At 57.2% G+C, this 23,365-nt stretch carries 17 protein-coding genes and 1 tRNA gene; 13 read left to right on the forward strand and 5 right to left on the reverse strand.

Annotation, left to right across the window (positions count from 1 at the left end; genetic code table 11):
- Positions 1-67 precede the first annotated feature (67 nt).
- The 10 genes from HY30_RS10465 to folE all read left to right on the forward strand — a co-directional run bounded on the left by HY30_RS10465 (position 68) and on the right by folE (position 12,364).
- Entirely contained in the window at positions 68-1,831 is a 1,764-nt protein-coding gene (locus HY30_RS10465) for an N-acyl-D-amino-acid deacylase family protein (RefSeq protein WP_034740013.1), read from the forward strand.
- Between the two features lie 86 nt (positions 1,832-1,917).
- Positions 1,918-3,216 (forward strand): cytochrome P450, encoded by a 1,299-nt coding sequence (locus HY30_RS10470; RefSeq protein ID WP_051615320.1) that lies wholly within the window; start codon positions 1,918-1,920, stop codon positions 3,214-3,216.
- Between the two features lie 67 nt (positions 3,217-3,283).
- Positions 3,284-4,321: a DUF7064 domain-containing protein gene (locus HY30_RS10475; RefSeq protein WP_422119998.1), complete on the forward strand. Its 1,038-nt coding sequence runs from the start codon at positions 3,284-3,286 to the stop codon at positions 4,319-4,321.
- 68 nt (positions 4,322-4,389) lie between these two features.
- Positions 4,390-5,466: a phosphotransferase family protein gene (locus HY30_RS10480; RefSeq protein WP_034740018.1), complete on the forward strand. Its 1,077-nt coding sequence runs from the start codon at positions 4,390-4,392 to the stop codon at positions 5,464-5,466.
- Positions 5,467-5,481: 15 nt separating this feature from the next.
- On the forward strand, positions 5,482-6,996 hold the full coding sequence (locus HY30_RS10485; protein WP_155839298.1) for an FAD-dependent oxidoreductase: 1,515 nt from the start codon (positions 5,482-5,484) through the stop codon (positions 6,994-6,996).
- On the forward strand, positions 6,989-7,402 hold the full coding sequence (locus HY30_RS10490) for a hypothetical protein (protein ID WP_034740022.1): 414 nt from the start codon (positions 6,989-6,991) through the stop codon (positions 7,400-7,402). Before HY30_RS10485 ends, HY30_RS10490 begins: the two co-directional genes overlap by 8 nt.
- A 44-nt stretch (positions 7,403-7,446) precedes the next feature.
- Positions 7,447-8,628, forward strand: a complete 1,182-nt coding sequence (locus tag HY30_RS10495) for a CaiB/BaiF CoA transferase family protein (protein WP_277812975.1) — start codon at positions 7,447-7,449, stop codon at positions 8,626-8,628.
- Positions 8,625-10,046, forward strand: a complete 1,422-nt coding sequence (locus HY30_RS10500; RefSeq protein WP_034740024.1) for an aldehyde dehydrogenase family protein — start codon at positions 8,625-8,627, stop codon at positions 10,044-10,046. Before HY30_RS10495 ends, HY30_RS10500 begins: the two co-directional genes overlap by 4 nt.
- Before the next feature lie 88 nt (positions 10,047-10,134).
- Positions 10,135-11,676 (forward strand): acyl-CoA synthetase, encoded by a 1,542-nt coding sequence (locus HY30_RS10505; protein WP_034740026.1) that lies wholly within the window; start codon positions 10,135-10,137, stop codon positions 11,674-11,676.
- A complete protein-coding gene (gene folE / locus HY30_RS10510; RefSeq protein ID WP_034740028.1) occupies positions 11,660-12,364 on the forward strand; it encodes a GTP cyclohydrolase I in 705 nt (234 codons plus the stop codon). Before HY30_RS10505 ends, folE begins: the two co-directional genes overlap by 17 nt.
- A 36-nt stretch (positions 12,365-12,400) precedes the next feature.
- Here folE and HY30_RS10515 read toward each other — a convergent pair whose 3' ends face one another.
- Together HY30_RS10515 and HY30_RS10520 are read right to left on the reverse strand one after the other, a co-directional pair.
- On the reverse strand, positions 12,401-13,495 hold the full coding sequence (locus HY30_RS10515) for a phosphotransferase family protein (RefSeq protein WP_034740030.1): 1,095 nt from the start codon (positions 13,493-13,495) through the stop codon (positions 12,401-12,403).
- Between the two features lie 80 nt (positions 13,496-13,575).
- Positions 13,576-14,571, reverse strand: coding sequence for a DUF7064 domain-containing protein (locus tag HY30_RS10520; protein WP_155839299.1), 996 nt, complete (start codon positions 14,569-14,571; stop codon positions 13,576-13,578).
- Between the two features lie 1,286 nt (positions 14,572-15,857).
- Between HY30_RS10520 and HY30_RS10530 the strand changes: the two genes are divergently transcribed.
- Positions 15,858-15,943: transfer RNA gene (locus tag HY30_RS10530), tRNA-Leu, on the forward strand.
- 142 nt (positions 15,944-16,085) lie between these two features.
- On the opposite strand, the gene HY30_RS10535 is transcribed toward HY30_RS10530, so the two are convergent.
- Both HY30_RS10535 and HY30_RS10540 read right to left on the reverse strand, forming a co-directional pair.
- Positions 16,086-17,138: a zinc-dependent alcohol dehydrogenase gene (locus HY30_RS10535; RefSeq protein ID WP_034740037.1), complete on the reverse strand. Its 1,053-nt coding sequence runs from the start codon at positions 17,136-17,138 to the stop codon at positions 16,086-16,088.
- Between the two features lie 121 nt (positions 17,139-17,259).
- On the reverse strand, positions 17,260-17,943 hold the full coding sequence (locus HY30_RS10540; RefSeq protein ID WP_206741457.1) for a TetR/AcrR family transcriptional regulator: 684 nt from the start codon (positions 17,941-17,943) through the stop codon (positions 17,260-17,262).
- Positions 17,944-18,089: 146 nt separating this feature from the next.
- On the opposite strand from HY30_RS10540, the gene HY30_RS10545 reads away from it, so the two are divergent.
- Both HY30_RS10545 and HY30_RS10550 read left to right on the forward strand, forming a co-directional pair.
- Positions 18,090-20,366 (forward strand): TonB-dependent receptor, encoded by a 2,277-nt coding sequence (locus tag HY30_RS10545; RefSeq protein WP_034740039.1) that lies wholly within the window; start codon positions 18,090-18,092, stop codon positions 20,364-20,366.
- Between the two features lie 10 nt (positions 20,367-20,376).
- On the forward strand, positions 20,377-21,783 hold the full coding sequence (locus HY30_RS10550) for an MFS transporter (RefSeq protein ID WP_162176934.1): 1,407 nt from the start codon (positions 20,377-20,379) through the stop codon (positions 21,781-21,783).
- A 32-nt stretch (positions 21,784-21,815) separates the two neighbouring features.
- On the opposite strand, the gene HY30_RS10555 is transcribed toward HY30_RS10550, so the two are convergent.
- Positions 21,816-23,363: a N,N-dimethylformamidase beta subunit family domain-containing protein gene (locus HY30_RS10555; RefSeq protein WP_034740043.1), complete on the reverse strand. Its 1,548-nt coding sequence runs from the start codon at positions 23,361-23,363 to the stop codon at positions 21,816-21,818.
- Positions 23,364-23,365 lie beyond the last annotated feature (2 nt).

Genomic DNA, 23,365 nt, shown 5'->3' on the forward strand with positions numbered 1-23,365 from the left:
AATTATTCAAACAAACAGGTATATGGAGCATTGTCGGTTGTGACGATGCCAAAATTGGGAGAATGCAATGGCGCACTTTGATACCCTGATTACTGGCGGAAAGATTATCGATGGGGCCGGAAATCCTGGCTACATTGGTTGCATTGGCATTCTGGACGGCAAAATACGCGAGATCGGGCCTGACCTGAAAGGCACTGCAGATCAGGTCATCGACGCGACGGGAAAGGTGGTTGCGGCCGGTATTATCGATATTCACACCCACTATGATGCGCAGTTGCACTGGGATCCATACGCGACGAATTCAGGCTGGCACGGCACAACGACGATCGCTGTCGGCAATTGCGGCTTCGGGCTCGCGCCCTGCCGGCCGGAACACCGCGACCGCTATATGCAGCAAATGGAAACCACCGAGCAGGTTCCATACAACTCGCTGAAATCGGCGCTCAGCTGGGATTGGGAGACATACCCAGAATGGCTCGAGCACCTGAAGGGCATTCCCAAGGGAGTGAATGTCCTGAGCATGGTTCCGCTCAATCCGCTCATGATCTATGTCATGGGGCTCGAAGCCGCAAAGACGAGGTCTGCGACCCCGGACGAGCGTGAGGAGATGAAGGCTGAACTTAACCGCGCGATGGACATGGGTGCGATCGGTTTTGGATTTTCCTATCAGGGCAATCACAACACGCACATCGATAGCGATGGCGAGCCGATGCCCACCGATATAATGGATGTGGAAGATCTATACGCGATGGCTGATGTTCTTCGCGAACGAGGAGAGGGCGTGATTCAGGCCCTGGTTGACACGCCGGGAGCACGTTTCAGCGAGGTCGGTCTGGAAGTGGCTCGCCGGTCAGGACGTCCTGTGATCCACAATGTGACGCTCGTGAATGACTATCTTCCGACATATCACGAGGAAATGTTGGAGCTGCTGGAGAAGGCCAAAGCCGAAGGCCTTGAAATGTACTCCATGACCCTCACTATGCGTGGCTGGAATGAGTTCAAGCCGATGGACTGGGACATCTGGAACATCATTCCTGCGTTTCGCGAATTTACTTTTGCGGGTGATCAGGCGGCGAAGGTTGCGAAGGCGGCTGACGAAGATTTCCGTGCTCGTCTGCGCGAAGCGTACAGTCCCGTCCTTCTGGCTCCGGCTGGCGGCCCTCTGGAAACCTACAAACTGAGCAATGCAAATGGTGTAAAGCCATGGTGCGACCATGAAGGCAAGACCGTTCAGGAGATTGCCGAAGCGCTCGGTCGCGATTGCATCACCGATCTGTTCATGGATATTGTCGTTGATACGGAAGCCGTCTCTGACTTTCTGCTGCCTGATGCGATGAGCGCCGATACGGCGAAAGTGGCCCAGGTCCTCAAGCATCCGCTGACTTTGCCGGGCACATCGGATGGTGGCGCTCACGTCAAATTCTGGTCTGGCGGACACTTCTCCACCGATATGATCATGTGGATGGTGCGTGAAAGCGGGCAGATGACGCTTGAGGAAATGCACTTCAAGCTGAGCGGTCTTCCGGCGAAGGTCTTCAATCTGACGGATCGCGGCACCCTGAAAAAGGATAGTGCGGCTGACATCGTGATCTACGACTATGAGGCGCTTGGATACCGGCGCTTCCAGTACGACATCGCTCATGATTTGCCCGGTGGCGAGTGGCGCCGCATCTGTAAGCCTGAAGGCATCGAGTACGTCCTGGTGAACGGTGAAGTTACCTTCCGGAACGGTACAGAATGCACGGGCGCGGTGCCGGGCCAGCTCATCGGTGTCATGGGTGCGGAAATGGATGGCAGGTTGGCAACGCCGCTCGCCATGGCTGCGGAATAGCGTTCGGCCATCTCAATTGTTCGCTCACGCCGCGGGCGCAAATGTTCGCGGCGTCACCACATAAATCTCAAAAATGGATGACTAGCATGAGCGCTGGTGATGGCGGCAATCTGGTCGCAAGTGAACTCGAGCCTTCCGCCGCAGTCACGGACCCCCGTGAGTTTGCGCGGCCGGAAAATATCCACAAAGTGCTGACGAATTTACGGGCAAAGGATCCGGTTCACTGGGTCGAGCCTGAGTCATTCGATCCGTTCTGGCTGATCACGAAGCACGCCGACATTCTCGAAGTCGAGAAGAACGCAGATGTCTTCCGAAATGGAGATCGTTCTACCGTGTTGGTCGCTCGCGATATGCTGGATGCGATCGGGGCGAAGTTCAACTCTCCTCATCTGACCCATTCGGTCGTCAATATGGATGGGAGCGATCATCGCGCCTATCGTATGTTGACCCAGGCATGGTTCATGCCCGGGAACCTGAAGAAGCTCTCTGATCGTATACGGGTGATCGCTCGGGATCATGTGGACCGCATGATGGATCGCGGTGGGATGTGCGATTTCGTCGAAGATATTGCGCTCAACTATCCCCTCCGCGTCGTTATGGAGATACTCGGCGTGCCGGAAAATGATGAGGGCATGATGCTGGCGTTAACGCAGCAATTGTTCGGCGCCCGCGATCCTGAAAAGAGCCGCGATGCAGGGGCGATGAGTGACCCATCGACCGCGCTGAATGTGTTCAATGCCGTCCTTGGCGACTTTTATGCCTATTTCGACCAACTCACCGAGATGCGCCGTAAGGATCCTCGCGACGATGTCGCGACAGTGATTGCGAACGCCAAGATTGCCGGAAAGCCGATCGCGAAGCGGGAAGCCAACAGCTATTATGTCCTTGTGGCGACCGCAGGCCATGACACGACATCGGCTTCTACAGCTGGTGCGCTCTGGGGGCTCGCTGAGGCGCCGGATCAGCTCGCCCGGCTTAAAGCGGATCCATCCCTCATCCCGGGTCTCGTTGAGGAGGCGATCCGCTGGACGACACCGGTTAAGCATTTCATGCGGACAGCGGTTCAGGACTATGAGCTGCGCGGCAAGAAAATCCGGGCTGGGGACTGGCTGATGCTGTCGTACATGTCAGCCAATCGAGACGAAGAGCTTTTTGATGCGCCTTTTGAGTTTCAGATTGATCGCAAGCCTAACAAGCAACTGGCGTTTGGTTTCGGCCCGCATGTCTGCCTCGGACAGCATCTGGCAAGGCTCGAAATGAAGATACTCTTTGAAGAGCTCTTGCCGCGACTTGAAACGGTGGAACTCGCGGGTCAGCCAAAATGGACGCAATCCGCTTTCATTAGTGGGCCTAAGACATTGCCCATCAACTTTACTGCAGCCTAGCCTTGAGAAAGGTCGCATACGTCGACCTTGAATAAACAAAACAAGATTACGTCCCAAGGAGGATGATTTGACGTCTCTATATTCTGAAGTGGATCTGCCACATAAGCCTTCTGATCATCCTGACTGGCAGGAATCATGGGTGCTGGTTTTTCGGGACCCTATCACCGGCGCAACGGGCTTTCTCCGCACAGGCGCCTACGTGAATCAGGGGGCGACACAAACCCATTGGGGTATGGCGCTTCCAGACGGAACACGCTTTCGCCGTCACCTCCTTGATCGCAAACTGGAGAAAGGCGATCGTACCGAAACGACTGCCAGCTCCGGTACGGCGAAGTTCTCCATTCCGGACATGAAGTATTGCCGCTTTGAAGCCTGGGATGATGACGCTGAGGTCGATCTGCGGGTTTACGACTGGTTCCCTTCGCAGGACTGGTCATTCGTCGGGGGGCCTTACCATGGCAAGCTTCTCGGCAGCATTGCCGGGCCTGAGCAGGCAACGATGGGCACGTCGGGCCATCCAGAAAGCGCGGGACGCCTCGAAGGCCGCGTGCGCTTTGGCAACCGCATAATCGACATTGAAAACGGTCTCGCCTATCGCGACCATGGCTATGGAGACCGCCCGCATGCCGTCTTCCGCGCTGCGCGCTGGCATGCAGGCACAGTCGGCCCAGACATGTCCTATTCGCTTGTCAGCATGATGGACGAACCGGGTAATCTTCACAAGATGGGTTGGGTCATGCTCAACGGGAAGCGTGAGACCATCAAGGATCTGCACACTGTCAGCTCTACGCTCTGTGACGGCTATTCTGTCATCGGAGGATGGTCTGTCGTGAAACTGGAGAATGGTGAAATTCTCAGGATCAATGTGGACACTGTCGACGGCGTTGTCACTTCGACGCATTTCGACAATGGTGGCCCAGGCTCATCGCCTGCCGGCATTGAAGCACTTTCGATCCCGCGCTGGAATGGCCGTTCGGGCGTTTGCGATTTCAACATGATCGACAATCCGCTGCGGGGCGAACAACCCGTCTCCAATACGCTCATGGCGAATTGCGATGTCGGCCTCACCAAAAGAGAGTTCGATCCGCAATGGATCCGGCAATAGGAAATCAAGTGCACCGGATTGGCCACTGAAGCCCAATTCTGCCGCACGCAAACAGGGCGAGAGTACAAATGAGCGACATTGCAAATACGCTGGACAGAAGTGTTGCCGCAGCCAAGGCAACATATGCGAGGGTCGACCCTGAGCGGTTGGCACCCTTTCTGGAAAAGGTGTTCGGGGCCAAGGTTGCGCTGGAGGACATTGGTGGGGGCGCTGCGAAATCAGGCTCGTCTTCGGGGATTCTGATTTTCACGGCGAGGATTCACCAGAACGACGAGGATGAGGTGAAGAGGCTTGTCCTGCGCTATGATCCCAAATCGGATCAGCGGCTTTTCGTTGAGTATGATCTCAAGTCCGAATTCGACCTGCTGTCGCGCTTAAGGAACACCAGCATAGCCGTTCCGACGGTTTATGGCCTCGATGAAACGGGCGAGGATATCGGCGTCGTCGGCTTTGTCATGGAGTGCGTCCCTGGAGAGCCCATACCAACGTCCCTCTTCACCAGCGGTCCTCTGGTCGAGACCGATGAGGCAGGACGTCAGACGATCTACCGGGACATTCTGCGCAATCTCGCCAAAATCCACAATCTTGATCACGTCCCACTGGGACTGGAAAATTTCACAAAGAAAGCCGTGGGCAGAACACCGCAGGAAAAGCTGACAAACTGGTGGTGGAAGACGTGGGAGTGGGCCAGGCCCAAGGCCTATGACCGGCTGGTTCCAGTGCGCGAGTGGCTTCTGGCGAATGCTCCCGCTAATGAGAACCCGGTATTGATGCATGGTGATCCCAACCTTGGAAATTACCTGCTTCATGAGAACCGCGTAGCGGCAATGCTCGACTGGGAATTGAGTTCCGTAGGCGCCCCAGAGCTCGATCTCGCGATCCAGATCGTTTCAATGGACCCGCACCGGCCACATGCTGATCAGCTTCCGGTGCGCCCGCCGAGTGAGGCGCAATGGCTGGCCATGTATGCAGAGGCAGGGGGAAAGCAGCTCGGAAACCTCGACTATTACAAGGTCCATGCGTGTTACGAAATCCTGATCTGCATGGGGTCAATGAGCACCTATCTCCCCGACGATATCGTCGCCCAATACGATGCGATGAGCGGCTTCTACTGGGCGCTTTGTGAGCGCCTCATGAACCAGTGAATCAAAGAGGATTGTGTGGGCACTAATCTGCAAGACCGCGGCGTTGTCGTCATAGGGGCCAGTATCGCAGGTCTCTCATCGGCATTGGCCTTCAATCGCCGCGGCATTGCCGTGACGATCCTCGAAAGAGATGGACTCGTCGATATTGAAGATCAGATTGCGCGCAATGGGATCATCCAGCGGCGTGGCGTTCCGCATACCATGCAGCCGCATTTCTTCCTTAGTAGCCTGCGCAATGCGCTAAATCGGTGGTATCCGGGACTGACCGAGCAGATGGTGGCGTCCGGAGTGAAGGAAGTTCCGGTAGAGCAATGCCTGCCCTGCAGCCGCAACAGCCATTCTGTCTTCAAGCCCGGCGATGAGGAACTGACGGTGCTTGCCTCCAGGCGCGCTGTTCTAGAGCAGGCCATGCGCAAATATGCCGAGGGTCAGGACGGCATTACGATCCGGTCCTCAGTGAAGGTGCTGCGCCTCCTGACCGATGACAAAAAAGCACCCTTCAAAGTCCATGGACTAGAGTATGAAGAAGGGGACGAAACCCATACTCTGACTTGCGACGTGATTATTGATGCATCGGGTCGGATGACGCGTTTTCTTGATCCTATCATCGCACGAGGCGCCCGAGTCGGCGATTTTCACTACAAGTCCAACTCAGCCTATTTCACCCGGCACTACAGACTTCGTCCCGGTCAGGACTTCCCGAAATTTGTCGGCATGCCGGGCGTGCTTTTCGACGATCTGGTCGCAACGACTTTTGTTGCGGATAACACAAATTTCGTGATGTCGATCGTCATCAATCAAGACGATCCACTTCTCTATGACCGCGCGCTTTCAAAGCCGGGCGTGTTTGAAGATATCCTCCGCCGTATTCCGAAAGCGGCGCGATGGATTGAACCTGAAAGAGCCCAGCCAACATCGCCTGTCGTCGGCTGGGCCAGTATGGATTTTTTCTGGCGGACACTGGCCCCTGCAGGTAAAGTGCAAGTCCTGGGCTATTTCCCGGTCGGCGATACGGTCATCAGATCGAACCCCAAATTCGGCCGCGGCTGCACCTGGAGCGTGTTGGGCAGCGACATACTCGCTGAGATTCTGGCGAGTGGCGGCCTACCGGAAGAGCAGGTCATCAGATATCAGAACGCTCTCGACGAGCGGTTCCGCTCCGAATGGGCCATGATGCTCACCGTCGACAAGGACGATCAGGCCCGGTTTGAAACCCGTGCGGGCCTTGCGCCAAAAACAGTCAGATCCCGCGCTGCTTCGGCTGTTGCTCACTGGACATCGAACATCGCCCCGACCGTCGATCCGACTTTCTATCGAGAGCTGGTCAAAGCCTATTACGGAGTAACATCCCCTGCGGCCTGGGCGAAGAAGCCGAGCAACTGGCTGCGGGTCATGCGCGCGAATATCGTGCCAGGCGCGTCGCTTCGATTGGCGCGCAATTATGCCGAAAGACCGAGTCGGGAGGAGATTGCGGGTATCATAGCGTCTCACGGTTCGCCGGAAAAATCACCGGCATATATCGATGCTTAAGCAAAATCCTTCAGCGTCAGCATACAGGTCCGCCCTGATCGGTTTTGGCGTGCTCGCGTCACTGTCCGCTGCGGTCATGTTCGTCTGGGCATGGTCTCAGTCTGGCCTCTCGGTGTCGGTCGCGCAGATCGGCGCGGCATCAGACGCCTATCCATGGGTGAAAGCTGTGTTTTGGGACATCACGCTATTCAACCTCTTTGTCTGTGGTTGGTTCTTTTACCGCGAAAAGCACTGGGTCCGTGCAGTTCTGTGCTCAATCGCGTTCTGGATGGTCGGGTCCGTGTTCCTGGGCCTTTATGTCGCTGCTCTGATGCTCAAGACCGGGTCTCTCCAATGCGTTCTGGTAGGGAAACATCTTTTGCAGAGCGACGGGCGCGGTCGTGCCGGTGCGGGAGAAGTTGATTGAAAAGTACACCTGAGAACAGCACCAGAAAATCATTACTGGAAGGTGTGACGATCGTCGACATGACGAGCGTCGTCTTCGGGCCTTACGCGACGCAGATGCTGGCCGATCTTGGCGCGAATGTCATCAAGGTCGAAGCCCCTGAAGGCGATCAGTTCCGTCATTCGGCCAAGCCAGCCAGAACGCGCGGCATGTCGCCAGGCTTCATGGCGCTGAATAAGAATAAGCGCTCCATCGTTCTGGATCTCAAGTCGCCGGAAGACAGCAAGGTCATGGCAGACCTGCTGGCGACAGCCGATATCTTCATTCACAATGTTCGCCTCAACGCGATCGAAAAGCTGGGGTTTGGCCCAGACCAGGTGACGCCGCTAAATCCTGAGCTTATTTACATTCACTGCGTCGGCTTTGCCTCTGGCGGGCCTTATGATGGGTTGCAAGCCTATGACGACGTTATCCAGGCGGCGTCGGGCGTCGCGACACTGTCTGGACGTGTCGATGGCAGTGGGAAGGCCCGGTACATTCCGTCCCTGATCGCCGACAAGGTGGCGGGACTTTACGCGGCTCAGGCAGCGCTGGCGGCCTATGTGCATAAGCTACGAACCGGAGAAGGCCAGTTCGTTGAAGTACCCATGTTCGAAGCCTTTTCGCAATTCATGCTGGCTGAGCATCTGGGAGGGCTGACATTCGATCCGCCCAATGCGGCGGTCGGCTACCCGCGTCAGCTCGATCCCGACCGCCAGCCATTTCCAACAAGCGACGGCTATATCAGCATCGTGCCGTATACAGTCGAAAGCTGGGCAATGGTATTCACCGTGATTGACGATCTCGATTTCCTGAAACGGGAACACCTCGAAACGCCGCGAGAACAGTTTTATGGGCAGCATAGGCTGTATCAGCGCCTCGCTGAAATCACGCCGACGGCCACGACGGCTGAATGGATAGAGCGCTTCCGGGCGGCCCGGATCCCCTGCATGCCGGTCCGCGACCTCGCGGACATGCTCGAGGATCCACAGCTCTCGCAGAACGGATTTTTCGAGCGACGCGATCACCCAAGCGAGGGCACCTGGTATGACATCAACAGACCCGTCCGTTTCGGCGCCCACGGGCGAAGAGAGCATCTCCCGCCGCCTCGGATTGGCGAACACAGCGATGAAATTCGAGCCGAGCTTGAGCCGCGTTCGACAGCTTATCGTCATTCAAAAAAATCAACGACAGGAACAGGTGTATGACCGACTTTGACCGGAACTATTCAATGACCATTGATGGCAAGAGCGTTTCTGCGAAGGGGCAGATTGATGTCATCAATCCGGCAACCGGAGAGGTGTTCGCGCAGGCTCCAGATTGTAGCCGGGAACAGCTCGACGATGCGGTGGCATCCGCCCGCCTAGCCTTCAAGGCCTGGAAGTTGCGTCCGATCGAGGAGCGGGCGGATCTTCTTGCAAAGGCCGGCGACGTCATCCTCCAGCATTCGGCCGAACTGGCACGCCTTTTCACCAAGGAGCAGGGACGGCCGACTGAAGGAGCTGCGGCCGAAATCATGATGTCGGGCCAGTGGCTGAAAATGGTATCGCAGATGCGCCCGCCCGTTCATATTTCTGAAGACAGTGACGCGCAATTCATTGAAACCCGCTATGTACCTCTGGGCGTCGTCTGCGCGATTGCACCGTGGAACTTCCCTGTGAACCTCGCCATCTGGAAAGTGGCGCCCGCACTTCTCGCGGGCAACACGATGGTGTTGAAGCCGTCGCCTTTTACGCCCCTCTGTACGCTCAAAATCGGCGAGCTCCTGCAGGACATACTGCCGCCCGGCGTGCTTAATGTGATCTCCGGCGGGGATGAGCTTGGGCCATGGATGACGTCTCATCCAGGCTTTGCGAAAATCTCGTTCACCGGGTCAACCGAAACCGGCAAGAAGGTCATGGAAAGCGCTGCGCGCGACCTCAAGGCGCTGACGCTTGAGCTTGGCGGGAACGACGCCGCAATTGTCCTGCCCGATGTCGATGTGGACGAAGTCGCCCAGAAGATATTCTTCGGCGCGTTCGCCAACACATCCCAGATCTGCGTGGCCACCAAGCGCCTCTATGTTCACGAGTCCGTCTATGATGCGCTTCGCGACCGGCTTGTTGCGATAGCAAAAGCAACCAAGGTCGGGGATGGATCGGAGCAGGGCACTGTGCTGGGCCCGATTCAGAACAAGCGTCAGTTCGACCGGGTGATGAACCTTCTGGACGATGCGCGCGCCAATAATCTCACCCTGATCGAAGGCGCAGATATTCCTGATACAAAGGGGTATTTCGTCCCGGTCACGATTGTCGACAACCCGCCGGAAGGATCGCGCGTGGTTCAGGAAGAAGCCTTCGGACCGGTTCTGCCGATGCTCAAATTTTCTGACATCGACGATGTAATCGACCGCGCGAATGACAGCGAGTACGGACTGGCAGGCGCCGTTTGGTCGAAGAATACTGACGAGGCCATGAAGATCGCACGCAAGATGGAGACTGGTACTGTCTGGATCAATCAGAACCTCAACCTGCGTCCGGACACACCTTTCGGCGGGCACAAGGCAAGCGGTTTTGGCGTCGAAAACGGTATGGAGGGACTGCTAGAATTCATGGCGCCTCAGGCCGTTTATGTCGCGAAGCATTGAGTTCGCTTCACTCGTCACACCTGTCACGTAGCATTAAGGGCGGAACTGAAAAGGTCCGCCGTCAATCCCTTGATCAAGAGTTTAGCACATGCATCCACGGATATTCGCGCAGTCTCATCCAGGAAAAAAGGCGCTTGTCTTCGAGCCGAGCGGGCGTTCGCGCACTTATTTCGAGCTTGAAGAGGCTGCCAATAAGGGCGCCCGGCTCTTCCGTCAGCTCGGTATCAGCAAAGGCGACAAGGTAGCCTTCTGCCTGGAGAACTGCCCCGAAGTCTTCGACTTCTGCTGGGCGGCGCAGCGGGCAGGGCTCTTCTACGTACCAGTTTCATCGCGTCTTACGGCTGATGAAATAGACTATATCCTCCGGGATAGCGGCGCCCGTCTGCTTCTGACTTCCGATTACCTCGCAAAGGAGCTTGATAGCGTTGCGAACGCACGCCTGGACATTCTCCTCTTCAAGACGGGCAAGGATCACGAAGCCTACGTGAACTGGGACAAGGCATTGTCTGAAATGGACGCTGCTCCGATTGGCGACGAGAGCGGCGGCGCTGTCATGTTTTACTCGTCTGGGACGACAGGGCGTCCAAAGGGGATTGCACCGACTCGGTCGGTCGATGGGCCAGCGGTGGCAGATGAAGCATTCCCGAAACTCGTTTCAAAGCTTGCCGGCGCAAGCCAAGACAGTATCTATCTATGCCCGGCGCCGCTTTATCATGCCGCACCGCTCGGCTGGACAATGACCATTCAGCGGCTGGGGGCAACAGCCGTCGTGATGGAGCAGTTTGACCCTGAACTCGTGCTCTCGCTCGTGCACAAGCGCGGGGTGACGTGCGCTCAGTTCGTACCGACCCATTTCGTTCGAATGCTGAAACTGCCGGAGGAGACCCGGCTCGGCTACGACGTCTCATCGCTGAAGGCGGTCATCCATGCGGCGGCCCCGTGCCCGGTCCCGGTCAAGCGCGCGATGATCGAGTGGTGGGGCCCGATCGTTCATGAATACTATGCCGGTTCGGAAGGTAATGGCATGACATTCGTGCGCGCCGGAGAGTGGCTTGAACGGCCGGGGACGGCAGGCCGCGCGGTGCTGGGGACGATCCATATCTGCAATGAGGAAGGCAAAGAGCTTGCTGTTGGCGAGGAAGGCACAGTCTTCTTCGAAGGTGGTAATGCGTTCACTTACCACAATGACCCCGAAAAGACTGCCGAAAGCCGAAACAGATGTGGCTGGTCGACTCTTGGCGATGTGGGGCGGCTTGATGAGGACGGATTTCTCTACCTTACAGACCGAAAGAGTTTCATGATCATATCCGGCGGCGTGAACATCTATCCCCAGGAGATCGAGAACCACTTGGTAACGCATCCAGATGTGCTGGACGTCGCTGTGATCGGAGGCCCTGACCCGGACATGGGAGAGAAGGTGATCGCCGTCGTGCAGCTTAAGGATAGCTCCAAGGCTGGTCCTGACATGGCCTCGGAACTCTCCCAATTTGCGCGAGAGAAGCTCTCCGGCGTAAAGATCCCGAGGCAGATCGATTTCATCGATGAACTGCCCCGCGCGGCCACGGGCAAGCTGTATAAGCGATCCCTCCGCGATTCATACTGGCAGGAAGGAGATGCGCGTGCCGAATAGGACGCCTGCGCCTGCAACAGCTTCGGCAAGAGTGCGCGAAAGGCTGGAAGCGGCGGACCACAGATACTTCGCCAATGACAATATTTCGGCTTTTCTGGAGCCGGGTGATCTGGACGCTATAAAGGCTGAGGTCGAGGCGGCAGTCGACCATGTTCTTGATAGCCTCGTGATCGATACCGCGCGTGACCATAATACACGCGAGACAGCTCAGCGGGTCGCGCGCATGTATCTGTCCGAGGTGTTCTCCGGCCGATATCTGCCAGCGCCGGAAGCGACCGAGTTTCCAAATGCCGAAGGACTGAACGAGCTCATGATCGTTGGCCCGATCACCATCCGCAGTGCCTGCAGCCATCACCTTTGTCCGATTATCGGCCGGGTCTGGATCGGGATCCTGCCGAATGCGAGGTCAAACCTCATCGGTCTGTCGAAATATGCGCGTCTGACGGACTGGATCATGTCGCGCCCCCAAATCCAGGAAGAGGCGATTATCCAGCTGGCCGCTCTTCTGGAAACGCTGATCACACCGGATGGGATCGCGATCGTCATGGAGGCAGATCATTTCTGCATGCATTGGCGCGGCGTAAAGGACGACAATACCCAAATGATCAACAGCGTCATGCGGGGGCAGTTTCTCGATAATGCATCATTGAGGCGTGAGTTTCTGACTTTGATACGGCTGCGACAATAGCTCCCGCTTCCTCGGCCATAGACGAGGAAGCGGGAGCTATTCGTAAGTTTCTTTCGCCGCCGTCCAGACGTCGTCGAGCTGTTGCAAATAGAAAGCCCACAATTGTTCGAATGAGGGCATGAAGTGCGCTGACATTCGGGAAACGGCAATAATCTTGTACAGATTGAACAGCTTGAAGTAGGGCCAGTGCATGACCTCGGTGCTGCTTTCGCGGCTGTACCGTTCGAGATACTCTTTTTCCGTCGGTGTGCCTTCGACAGCTGTGTCTGTCAGTTTCTGGCTTTCGGTGAGGAAGCAGATCAGCGCCAGATCAGACTCATTGTGACCCAGATACGACAATTCCCAATCAACGACGGCAGCAATGTCTCCATTAGCATAGATGATGTTCGCGATCTGCGCGTCTCCGTGCACAAGATTGGCTGGATAGAGGTCTCTCGGTTCATGCTGAACCATCCAGTCATGGACGGCCTTGATCATTTTTGCCTTCGGATCCTCTGCGTCACAAACCTGATTTACTTCTTCGAGCCACCAGCTCAGCTCGCGGCGGATGGGCGTTGTGCCATAGCCTCTGTTCACGAGATGAGGAACCTTGTCTGCACCAATCGCGGCCTTCCTGAGCTGACCGTGAAATCCCGCCGCCTTGAGCATAAGCTCGTTCCGAACTTCGGGCGCAACGTTTGCCAGAGGGCCTGCAGAATACATCGCCGCACTCGGGACGTCGCCATCGACCCTCTTCATGATGTAGCCTGCGGCGCCCAGCCATCGACCATCTGCGTCGAGCCAGAGCGCTTCCGGAACAGGCAACCCGAACGGCTGCAGGGCAATCAGGGTTTCAAATTCGTGGTCATACCTTTTCTGTTTCAGGAGCTGCTCGCCCGGCGAGTATCTCAGAACCAGGTCAAGCGATTGCACGCCGTCGCCGAAGTCGCCGGTCGCCTTGAGGAAGGCGATGCCATTGCTTGAGCCTGCGCCATCGGTCGGAAAGACGACATTTTCAATAGAAACGGGCCCTGATACATCGGGCTGATTCTCAATGAACCGCTGGATCGTCGCCGTATCAATTTTCAGAAAGCGCGATTTGGCCTGCCTGACAGACTCCGCCATCGTGCCCTTGAGTTCATCTGTCGACATATTGTGCCTCGCTGCCGAATAATGGAGTAGGCGAATAGACCCATCCGCATGGATGGGCCTATTCGTTGAAAGATGTTGGACTAGTCAGTATATCTGACGCTGGCTGACAGCCCTTGGTCTACAGCCAGAAAAGTGACGTCTTCCTGGGTTGGAATATAGGTGCCCCTTCCTGGATTGGTGCTCAGCTCAAGGTCCAGGAAACCTGTCTTTCCATTGTACATGAATGTCGAGATATGGTCCTGCGAGGCTGCCCCGGCCTCTGGAACGGGCGTCATGAAGCCTTGAACCGAGCAGGCTTCAATTCTGACTTCCTCGCCGGTTTCGAGCGTCAGAATCCCAGTTGCTCCCAAGGGCGTGAGGCCATCTGAATCAAACCGCGTGATAACCCGCAGGTCGCGGACGTCGAGATCCTCTCCGTGGCGGGCGACAAAGCCGGCAACCATTTTCGGACCATCTTTCAGGTCCAGTAGGAAGCTCGCAAAGCTGAGCTCGGGCCCAACGGTCCCTGAGAACATCCGGTAGCGATGGAGGCTGGCGCGGCTATTGTCCCGAAAGCCCCATGATCGGTCGCGGTGGCAGAGACCGTCGATATTGTAGCTGTTCATCCCAATCTTGACCGTTCCGCGGATACGCCCTGAACATTCCAGGTGTCCGTCGGAATTGATGCTGCTCATGAAGTCGTCGGAATGACCCGTCTTCGACCAGTTCCGGGGTTCGTGAAACGACTCATAGAATTCGAGATCGCCCTCGCATTCTTCCTCGCCCCAGGTGAACCGCATCCGACCGTCACCAAGCGCTTCTGCCGTGTGGCTGCCGACAACCTGCTTGGCCGCCTGGCGATCATTCGGTCCAAGTTCGTGTTCAGCCTTCTCGCCCGAACTTAGAATGTATCTTTCCCCGCCTTCCTTGAACACGAAAAGTGTGACTTGTCCGGTACGGAGATTGGGCTTCTGTCCAATGCGGTGAAACCCGCCAATCCCGTTTTTCCTGTCGTAGAACCAGTAACAGTCACTTTCCTGCCAGTGTCTGTCTTCTGAGGGTATGTGGGGCTTATCCCAGCTGACGTCGTAACCCAAATCTCTCTCCCTGAATTATCTTCGCGTGCTGGCTAAGCGACACAAAATTTCTATGCTAATCGGATACCAGCGGGTTTCCCGCGTGTAAAGCATGCAAGCTATAAGTCATATAAAAAGCCGCAAAATTAAGAATATATCCATTTAATGATTATTGGATTTGCATCTATTCACCAAAAAGATGCGCGAAGTTTATTTCGGCTTTGAGGCGTTTGTGGGTTCATTGAGGCGCTCCAAGGAGGAAATGCGCGAAAACGAAATACTCAGCAGAGACTTCCTGATTGACGTATCGGCAATCGGTTCAGACGCATTCGGGCAAAACTCCTCTCGGAATACTTTGCAGAACAGTCCCTCAGGTCCAGAGAGCAAGCTGGCAGGTGCTCAGCTCGATGCGACCTGTTGAGAGCTGAATGACCGCTCTGGGATTCGAGTCCTCAGCGAAGATGAGGCGATTCAAATTGGATCGGCGACCGGCGCTGACATGCCCGTCGTGGTGATCGAGAGCATATTGTTTGCAATAAATTCAACACCCGTACGGGTCGAGGGCGGGCAAGTCTTGTGGCACTGGAGCGGCGAGTCTATCGCTGATGCGTCTGTCCCGATCTGTCTTTGCCAGGACGCGCCCCTTGCTGCTTTTCAGGACGCAGGCGAAGCGAACGAGATGAAACGTTTCACTGATAAGTTTGTCGTCGTCCGAACTAATGCAGATTCAGTACCTGGCAATAGGTGCCCCTTTGATAGGTGCGAGTATCCTTCTGCCAAAATCGCTGATGCGCTGGATCTGTATATCGAAGAAGGCAGCCGCAGCGAGGCGGGAAAACGTGAGTCGTCAAGCTCGATGGGTGGATGGCGCATTTCACCCACGAGCGTCAGGTACCCCCAAAATCTGCCGTGGGCGCCAAATTGAAGGCAAGCATTTATGAAAAAGCGCACTCAAAGCAGCCTGGAAAGTATTCAGCTCAAGGAGTATTTTCAGGGTAACTATCAGGGATAGATCGACCTACAGATAATGCCTCTGTTTTCGTGGCCAGTTTTGGGCCTCCGTGGTAACCTTGGTAACTTTTTTCAACTTGACACAACAAAGCATATCAAATCGAGGCAAAAGGTATATTGTTATTATTGACTTTTCGCATTTTTCAGCAATGCGAAACAACCCCAGTTAGAAATTCCTAATCTGTAGGTCGCGCGTTCGAATCGCGCCGGGGCCACCACTGTTTCTGACGCATCGCCCTACAGTTTTCCCGTTGACGCACGCCACATCAGCACGTATTTGACCGCCTTCCTACCCCGTGCCCAGATGGCGGAATTGGTAGACGCGCTACGTTCAGGTCGTAGTTCTCGCAAGGGAGTGGAGGTTCGAGTCCTCTTCTGCACCGCGCCGCTCTCCGGAGCGGTTTTCCTGCTCCGAATCGATTAGGTCAAAAACCGATGGCATGCGTGGCCTTGGCCCGACCTGCCACAGGGGTTGGGACTGTGTCGATGATCCTGTTTGAGCGACGCGGTGAAGGGCCGGCGGATCAGCCCTGAAGCGACTGGCCATTATCGGCCCAGGGATCGATCATCACCTTGCATTGATGCGTCCGCTGACGCAGCGCCTCAAAGGCGGCCGGGGCCTCCAACAGGCCGACAGAGTCAGTAATCATGCTGCGGGGCGAGATGTGGCCTGCATCAAGCGCGTCCACACAGGTCTGGAACTCGGCCACATCATAGACGACCGAGAAATGAATGTCGGCTTCGCGGGCAAGGCCGGTGAGCGGATGGAAATGGTCCTGATGGATGCAGACACCAAGAACGACGACGCGGCCGCCCGTTTTCACGCAGGCAAGCGAGCGCTGGATCATGCCGGGAAGGCCGACGCATTCGAGCACGACATCCGGCGCCCCCCCAAGGGCTTCAGCGGCGGCATGGGCCAGTGTGGCGTCATCCTGTGCGACGATGAAGGATGTCGCCCCCATTCCCTCGGCAATGGCCTGTCGCCGGTTTGAGGGGGCGGAGACCGCCACATGGCTGGCGCCGGCCAGCCGCGCCCAATAGGCGGCCGCGAGGCCAATCGGCCCCGCACCAATGACCAGTACACGGTCTCCCGGCTGGACCTTGCCGCGCTTGACGCCATGTAACCCCACGGCGAGGGGCTCGACCAGGGCGCCATCAGCGATCGAGAGCGCAGCCGGGAGCGGCACGCATGATCCGGCGCCGACCTTTACGTATTCCGCGAAGCCGCCATTGAGGGCTTCGGTGCCGGCATTCAGGTTTGAGGGGCAGTGGTGGGGCGATCCGGCAAGGCAGGCGCGGCACTTGCCGCAGCCGATATAGGGCAACGCCGTCACGCGCATACCTGCCTGCAAGCCGGTCACGTCCTTGCCGACAGCAACGATTTCGCCTGCGAATTCATGGCCAAGCACCACGGGCGGGCGCGCAGTCCATATATTATCTTCGGTACGGTGGAGATCAGTCCCGCAAATTCCGCAGCGGCCCACCTTGATGACAACTTCGCCCGCACTCGGCGTGGGGTCGTCGAGGGTTTCAAGTTGAAGAGGCTGCCCGACGCCATGAAAAACAAGTCCGCGCATTATACTGTCTCCTCAAATGGGGTGGTGTTGACGCCAGCAACAACAGTAGTCAAAGCTACCATAATTGCGAGAGTCAATGCCTCCGCGCTCTTTAGCGACGGCTCTGCCCACTCATGCCTGTTTAGTCGTCCTTCAGGGCGGCAAAATATCGGACGATCATGCGCGCGACCTCAGTGCTGATGTGCTCAGCGTCACGCTCGGGTTCTTCGAGCACCATTTCCATGGCGGCATAGGCAAGCTCTGTCGTCAGGCGAGCCGCGGCGGCATAGCGTTCGCGGGAGATGCTCGGGTCATGCTTTGACATAGCATCTGACAAGCGCTCCGCCACCATGTCGCGCGAGGCGATACGGACCTCTCTGAGGAGCGGGATAGCCCGCAGGGCCCGAAGGACGAATATATTGCCTGGGAAGTTGCGTGTGATCTCGTTCACGCCCTCCTGCAGGCGCTGGTGGCTTTCGACCGCTTCCTCGAAGGTCGATGTATTGAGGCCGCCCTTGTCGATCCATACCAGGACTGCCTGGTCCTGAAGATCCATCAGGCGTTCGCCCAATTCCCTCAGGATGGCGTACTTGTTCGGGAAATAGCGATAGAGCGCCGGCGGGGAGAGCCCGGCCCGTTTGCAGACAAGGTTCGTGGACAGTTTTTCAAGGCCGACCTCATCGAGAAGATGGCCGGTCGTTTCCAGGATGAGCTCAAACGTGTCCTGTGCGCGCGCTTGCTGCGGCAATTGTTTCGTCGTCGTATCCACTCGCGACGATGACTTTTTCGGTGCCTTCCCGCTGGCTGCCTTTGGCATGCTGCTCATTTCTTTGGCGGTTCCCCGAGTGAAGTTGCACATTTATCTCACATGAAACTGTAACATCATCAAATGGTAATAAAAGCTATTGTAAAAGATATAGCGATCGCTACCCTATTCCAAAGCCTCTGAGGCAGAGTGAAAGGGATAGTGTGATGAAATTGCGTCTTGTTGGTACCAGCGCTGCTGCGCTCTTGATGGCCGCGACTGTAAATGCGCAGGCACAGGAAGCTGATGCGGGAGCGCCGGCGCAGGTGGAGGCAGAAGACGCCGTCGCCGTACTTGAGCAGATTGTCGTGACCGCTCAGAAGCGGTCGGAAAATGTTCAGGAAGTGCCGATCGCCATTACGGCTCTCTCCTCTTCGACCCTCGAAAAACAGCGCGTGACCAATGTTGTTTCGCTCGACAATCTGGTTCCTGGTCTGCGTATCGCAGCGGCTGACGCAGCTGCGAACCCGAAGATTTTCATTCGTGGCTCGGGGCTCAATGACTTTAATCCCACGTCTTCAAGCGGTGTTGGTCTCTATGCGGACGGGGTCTATATCGGTTCGCCGCTGGCTCAGTTCGCGACCTTCTTCGATCTTGATCGCGTCGAAGTTCTGCGCGGCCCCCAGGGGACGCTCTATGGTCGCAACACGACCGGCGGCGCTATCAACGTCATCAGCAAGCGCCCGACCTTTTCCCCCGAGGGTTATGCGGCGCTCGAATATGGCAGCTTCAATGCCGTTGACGCCACAGCAGCCTTCGGTGGGCCGATCGTGGAAGATAAGCTCGCCTTCCGTATCGCGGCCAAATACGCTGAAGATGACGGTTTCAGTACCAATGCCGCAACCGGACATGATGTTAACTTTGCGGAACAATACGCCGTGCGCGGTTCGCTCCTCTATACGCCCGATGGTGACACTGATGTGCTCTTCACGGTCAACCGCTTCATGAACCGCGGCGGCGCGGTGCAGGCGAAGTCGCGCGCACTTTTCCCGGCTACGCCAGAAGCGGCGGGACCTGACGGCGTGTGCGCGCCAAACTTCTATCGCAGTGGGCTCTGCACCGATTTGCTCGGCTACGCGGACACCAACCCGGATCCATATAAGGTGGATTCCAATAATGAGGGTCTCGACAAGGTCGATCTGACTTCGCTCATGCTCTCGGTCGATCGCAGCATTGGTGATGTGACTTTGACATCGATCACGGCCTGGCAGGACGTAAAGCGAAACGCTCAAGAGAATACGGATGCGAGCCCGCTCCAGATGATCGAGGCGTCGTATATCAACCAGCAAACCGAGTTCTCCCAGGAACTGCGGCTGGCGTCTGAGGTCGGCGCCCTGAAATGGGTCGTGGGTGGCTATTACATGCACGACACCACAGACAGCAAAAGCGACTATGATCTGCTGCGGGCTTACCGCCCCTTCTTTGTGACGCCTGAAAACCCGACCGGTGCAAGCCCGGAAAATTCCATCGGCATTTTCGGCTATCCCTATGAGCAGACGACAGACACGTATGCCATCTTTGGCCAGTCCGATTATGAACTGACACCTGACCTCATCCTGACAACAGGTCTGCGCTGGTCTTCGGACGACAAGACGATGGATTACGCCCGCACCATTGAAGAATCCATCGTCCAGTTCTCGGTCAAGGACAGCAAGACTTTCAGCGACTGGTCCGGCAAGGTGGGGCTGAAATACAATCTCAGCGACCTGTCGAACGTCTATGCAAGCTACAGCAGAGGCTACAAGAGCGGTGGCTTCTTCGGGGGCAATGCGGATGACCCGACGCAGATCCAGCCCTACGCAAACGAGACGGTGAACGCCTATGAAGTCGGCTCGAAGAGCGACCTGATGGGCCAGCGGCTTCGCCTGAACCTGTCCGGGTTCTACTATGATTACCAGGACATCCAAGCCTACTCGACCGTGCTGCGGGACGGCATAACCGTTCAAGTGCTCGACAACGCGGCTTCAGCCGAGATGTACGGCGCCGAGGCCGAAGTGACCTACATGCCGGTGCGAAACCTGGATCTTTCGCTCGGGATGGCCTGGCTGCACGCCGAATATGGAGACTATAATTCTCTGGGCGATGACTATACTGGCAATCAGATGCCGCAGGCGCCCAAATACAGCCTGACCTCGCGCGCCGAGTACACATTTGAAATGCCAGGCGGCGCGACGATAAGCCCGAGCGTTGACGTCTCCTACCGTTCCAAAGTGTTTTTCGACAGCACAGAACGTGAGCGCCTTTCCGATCCGGAACTCTGGCTCGTCGGCGCCGAACTCGCCATGACGTCGGCAAATGGCCATATCGAAGGCGGCCTCTGGGGGCGCAACCTCACGGATGAGGCCTACCTTACTTCGGCGAACCCGATCGACAGTCTCGGCGTTGATCTGCTGACCTATTCGCGCCCGCGCAGCGTCGGCATTTTCCTGCGCTACAACTACTGAGATGGCGCTGATGTCGGCAGGGCCCTCGGGTGAGGTCGAAGCCTCACCCGCGTTTCCGGTCTCCGGCCGGAAACTCGACCGGAGTGCGTGGTCATGGGCCCTCTACCAGGGTGGCCGGGATCCTTATATCGGCCTCATCAGCGGCTTTCTGTTCGCCCCCTACTTTGCGACGGAAGTTGTCGGCGATGCCGTGAAGGGTCAGGCAATGATCGCCCAGGTCGGCATCATTTCAGGTTTGACCGTTGCCTTTGCCGGCCCTGTGCTGGGGGCAACGGTCGACTTGCTGGGGCCTCGCAAGCCATGGCTCGGGCTCTGCACGCTGCTTGTCATCCCGCTGATGCTCAGCCTCTGGTTCGCGCTTCCGGGCGGAACGCTTCTGTCGCCCTGGACCGTCGCGGGCATCTTGGCCGCCATTGCCGTGCTCCTGTCATGCGGCGAAGTTCTTTTCTCCTCGATGCTCACCTATGCTGCCAAACCGCGCATGCAGCCCATGGCGTCAGGGCTTGCTCTGTCGCTCGGGAACGTGACCTCCATTGCGCTGCTGCTCTTCATCCTTTTCGCTTTCATGCTGCCGGAGACACCCCTGCTTGGTCTGTCAAAGGAATCCCATGAGCCGGACCGGATCGTACCAATCCTCGTGGCGGCGACGTTCGCCTTGTGCGCCATCCCCATGTTCCTATTCAGTCGTGACGCACCCTCCGTTGCCAAGAAGGCCTCGCTGAAATCCATTCTGGGCGGGATCAAATCCCTGATCGGGCTGGTGAGAAATGCAAAGGATAATTCCGACGCGATGATATATCTGCTGGCGCGGACCCTGGCGCAGGATGCGGGTGGCGTTCTCCTGGTCCTCTGCGGGGTCTACGCGGCCGGCGTAATGGGCTGGGGCGCAACAGAGATGCTGGTCTATGGCCTGCTCGGGTGCGTCGCGGGCTTTATCGGAGGCTTCGCGGCAGGCTGGCTCGACGAAATGTTTGGGCCGAAGGTCGCTTTCCAGATCGAGATCGCGGGATCTGTGCTGGGCCTGCTCGGTATCATTGGCGCTGCGCCTGACCAGATCCTGTTTATCCATATCGCCAATCCGGTAGCGATATGGAATGGACCCATGTTCACGACAGCGCCGGAATTGGTCTTCCTCCTCTGCGGCTTCTTTGGCTTCGTGTTCCAGATTGCAGCCTGGTCCTCGAGCCGCACATTGCTGACGCGCATCGCGCCGAAATCCCAGATGGGCGCCTTCTTCGGGTTGGCTGCGCTGGCCGGAAACAGCACAAGCTGGCTTGGCCCGCTCTTCGTCGGCATATTTACCAGCGTGTTCAAATCCCAGCAGGCCGGCTTCGTTCCGGTGACAATTCTGTTCGCAGCGGGCTTTTTCCTGCTTTTCCTGGTGAAGGGCGGCGGGCGGGAAATCGATCCCGCCTGACGCATCGGCCCAAGACGTCTTGGGCGCAGGGCTCAGCCCTCCGCGCGACGTGTCACGCCAAACTTGTCCAGCACATTGCGTGTGATTGCGGCCACGAAGGGATCGTTCGCAGCAAGGCCGTGCGCCCATTCCGTCGTGCCGGAATTGAAGACCTCGCCTTTGCCCCGTTTGAAGCTTGTGATCATAGTGTGTCCACGCAGGACGCGCTGCTGTGATTCCGGAGAGCTGTCGCCATAGGTCACTTCGGCAATGACATCGAGTTTCTCCGGCGGGATCATCGCGGCATATCCAGTCTCGGCGTCTTCCCCAAAAGCCACCGGCGCGAGCGCAATGATCTCGAGGTTTGCCGGGACGCCCAGCGTCGGGATAGAGCGGGGCAGGCCATCCTTGCCGAACTCGAACAGGCAGCCGTCACTCTCATAGCCGATGAGCGGAATGTCACCGCCCAGCACGTCCCCATAGAAGAGATCGGAGCCTTCAAGTGCCCAGTGGCGGTCATTGTAGACGGTGAACCCGCCCTGGCCGCGTGACACGCACATGCCGAGTCGGTGGTAGCCGCCGAAATTGAAGCTGAGGCCGGTCAGCTCTGCTTCCGGTGCGCCAAAAGCGGGGTGCGACCAGAGGTGTGTGGCCTGATCGGCCGGAACGTCTTCGGCATCGAAACCCCTCCACTTGTGGCAGATATAGGTGCGGCCATCGTCTTCCCAGCGCACTTTCCAGAAGCAGGTATTGCCGGAGAGAATGGCCACATTGCCACCCGCATCGACAAAGCGCTCGACCTGCGCGCGCTCATTGCCGGACCAGTATTCGCTGTGACCGACAAAATAGGCGGATTCATAGTTTTCGAGAATTGATTGATCGACGTCGAGGTCATAGTCCGTCACGAAATCCAGCATATAGCCTTCCGCCTCAGCCCAGGCGACGAAAGCATGCTCCCACTTGTGCAGGAAGCCGGCCGAGCCATCATAGGGCGACACCCGGTGCTCGCGCATGAATTTCGGATCAGCCGCCCAGGGCTTTTCCTTGAAATCGCGCTTGCGCATGTTGACCAGCCTCGGCGGGTTTTCCGGTGGCGCAATGATCATCTGTACGAAGGGACGCTGGGTGGAGAGCACACCGATTGCCTCGTCCATGGCCTGCGCAAAGGGCACCGTGCCGTTCATCAGGCCTGTCACGTTGGAATAGGCGTTCGCACCTCCCCACCAGTTGTAGGAATGGTAGGTATTGGTGGACAGGACCATGACGGCTTTCGAGCCTGCCGTCCCGGCGGCCGGACGTATGCAGACAAAATGGTGAGTCTCTTCTCCGGCGGCGTCCGTCAGGCAGATGTCGTAATACCCTGACCTCCAGTCCTCGCCGGCTGTTACTTCGAGCGCCGCGGGCCAGTTGCAGCCGTCCCTGTCGACGTGGGGCGGGACAGGGTAGTCGCCTGCTTCAACGCCATCCATTGTCAGCACGTTCTCGCGCTTTGCGCCGACACGGGCGATCTCCAGGCGGCATGGTCCATTCTTGACGGTTGCGTGCAATGCAAAAGTCTCGCCCGGGCGGACGCTGAGGCGGTCGGTATAACAAGCAAGCATGC

This window comes from Hyphomonas chukchiensis (assembly GCF_000682695.1).
In the GTDB taxonomy this organism is placed as follows: domain Bacteria; phylum Pseudomonadota; class Alphaproteobacteria; order Caulobacterales; family Hyphomonadaceae; genus Hyphomonas; species Hyphomonas chukchiensis.

Coding starts and splice junctions, on each gene's coding strand:
- HY30_RS10465 (WP_034740013.1), top strand. CDS start 68: ATGGCGCACTTTGATACCCTGATTACTGGCGGAAAGATTATCGATGGG.
- HY30_RS10470 (WP_051615320.1), top strand. CDS start 1,918: ATGAGCGCTGGTGATGGCGGCAATCTGGTCGCAAGTGAACTCGAGCCT.
- HY30_RS10480 (WP_034740018.1), top strand. CDS start 4,390: ATGAGCGACATTGCAAATACGCTGGACAGAAGTGTTGCCGCAGCCAAG.
- HY30_RS10490 (WP_034740022.1), top strand. CDS start 6,989: ATGCTTAAGCAAAATCCTTCAGCGTCAGCATACAGGTCCGCCCTGATC.
- HY30_RS10500 (WP_034740024.1), top strand. CDS start 8,625: ATGACCGACTTTGACCGGAACTATTCAATGACCATTGATGGCAAGAGC.
- HY30_RS10505 (WP_034740026.1), top strand. CDS start 10,135: ATGCATCCACGGATATTCGCGCAGTCTCATCCAGGAAAAAAGGCGCTT.
- folE (WP_034740028.1), top strand. CDS start 11,660: ATGCGCGTGCCGAATAGGACGCCTGCGCCTGCAACAGCTTCGGCAAGA.
- HY30_RS10515 (WP_034740030.1), bottom strand. CDS start 13,495: ATGTCGACAGATGAACTCAAGGGCACGATGGCGGAGTCTGTCAGGCAG.
- HY30_RS10535 (WP_034740037.1), bottom strand. CDS start 17,138: ATGCGCGGACTTGTTTTTCATGGCGTCGGGCAGCCTCTTCAACTTGAA.
- HY30_RS10540 (WP_206741457.1), bottom strand. CDS start 17,943: ATGAGCAGCATGCCAAAGGCAGCCAGCGGGAAGGCACCGAAAAAGTCA.
- HY30_RS10545 (WP_034740039.1), top strand. CDS start 18,090: ATGAAATTGCGTCTTGTTGGTACCAGCGCTGCTGCGCTCTTGATGGCC.
- HY30_RS10550 (WP_162176934.1), top strand. CDS start 20,377: ATGTCGGCAGGGCCCTCGGGTGAGGTCGAAGCCTCACCCGCGTTTCCG.
- HY30_RS10555 (WP_034740043.1), bottom strand. CDS start 23,363: ATGCTTGCTTGTTATACCGACCGCCTCAGCGTCCGCCCGGGCGAGACT.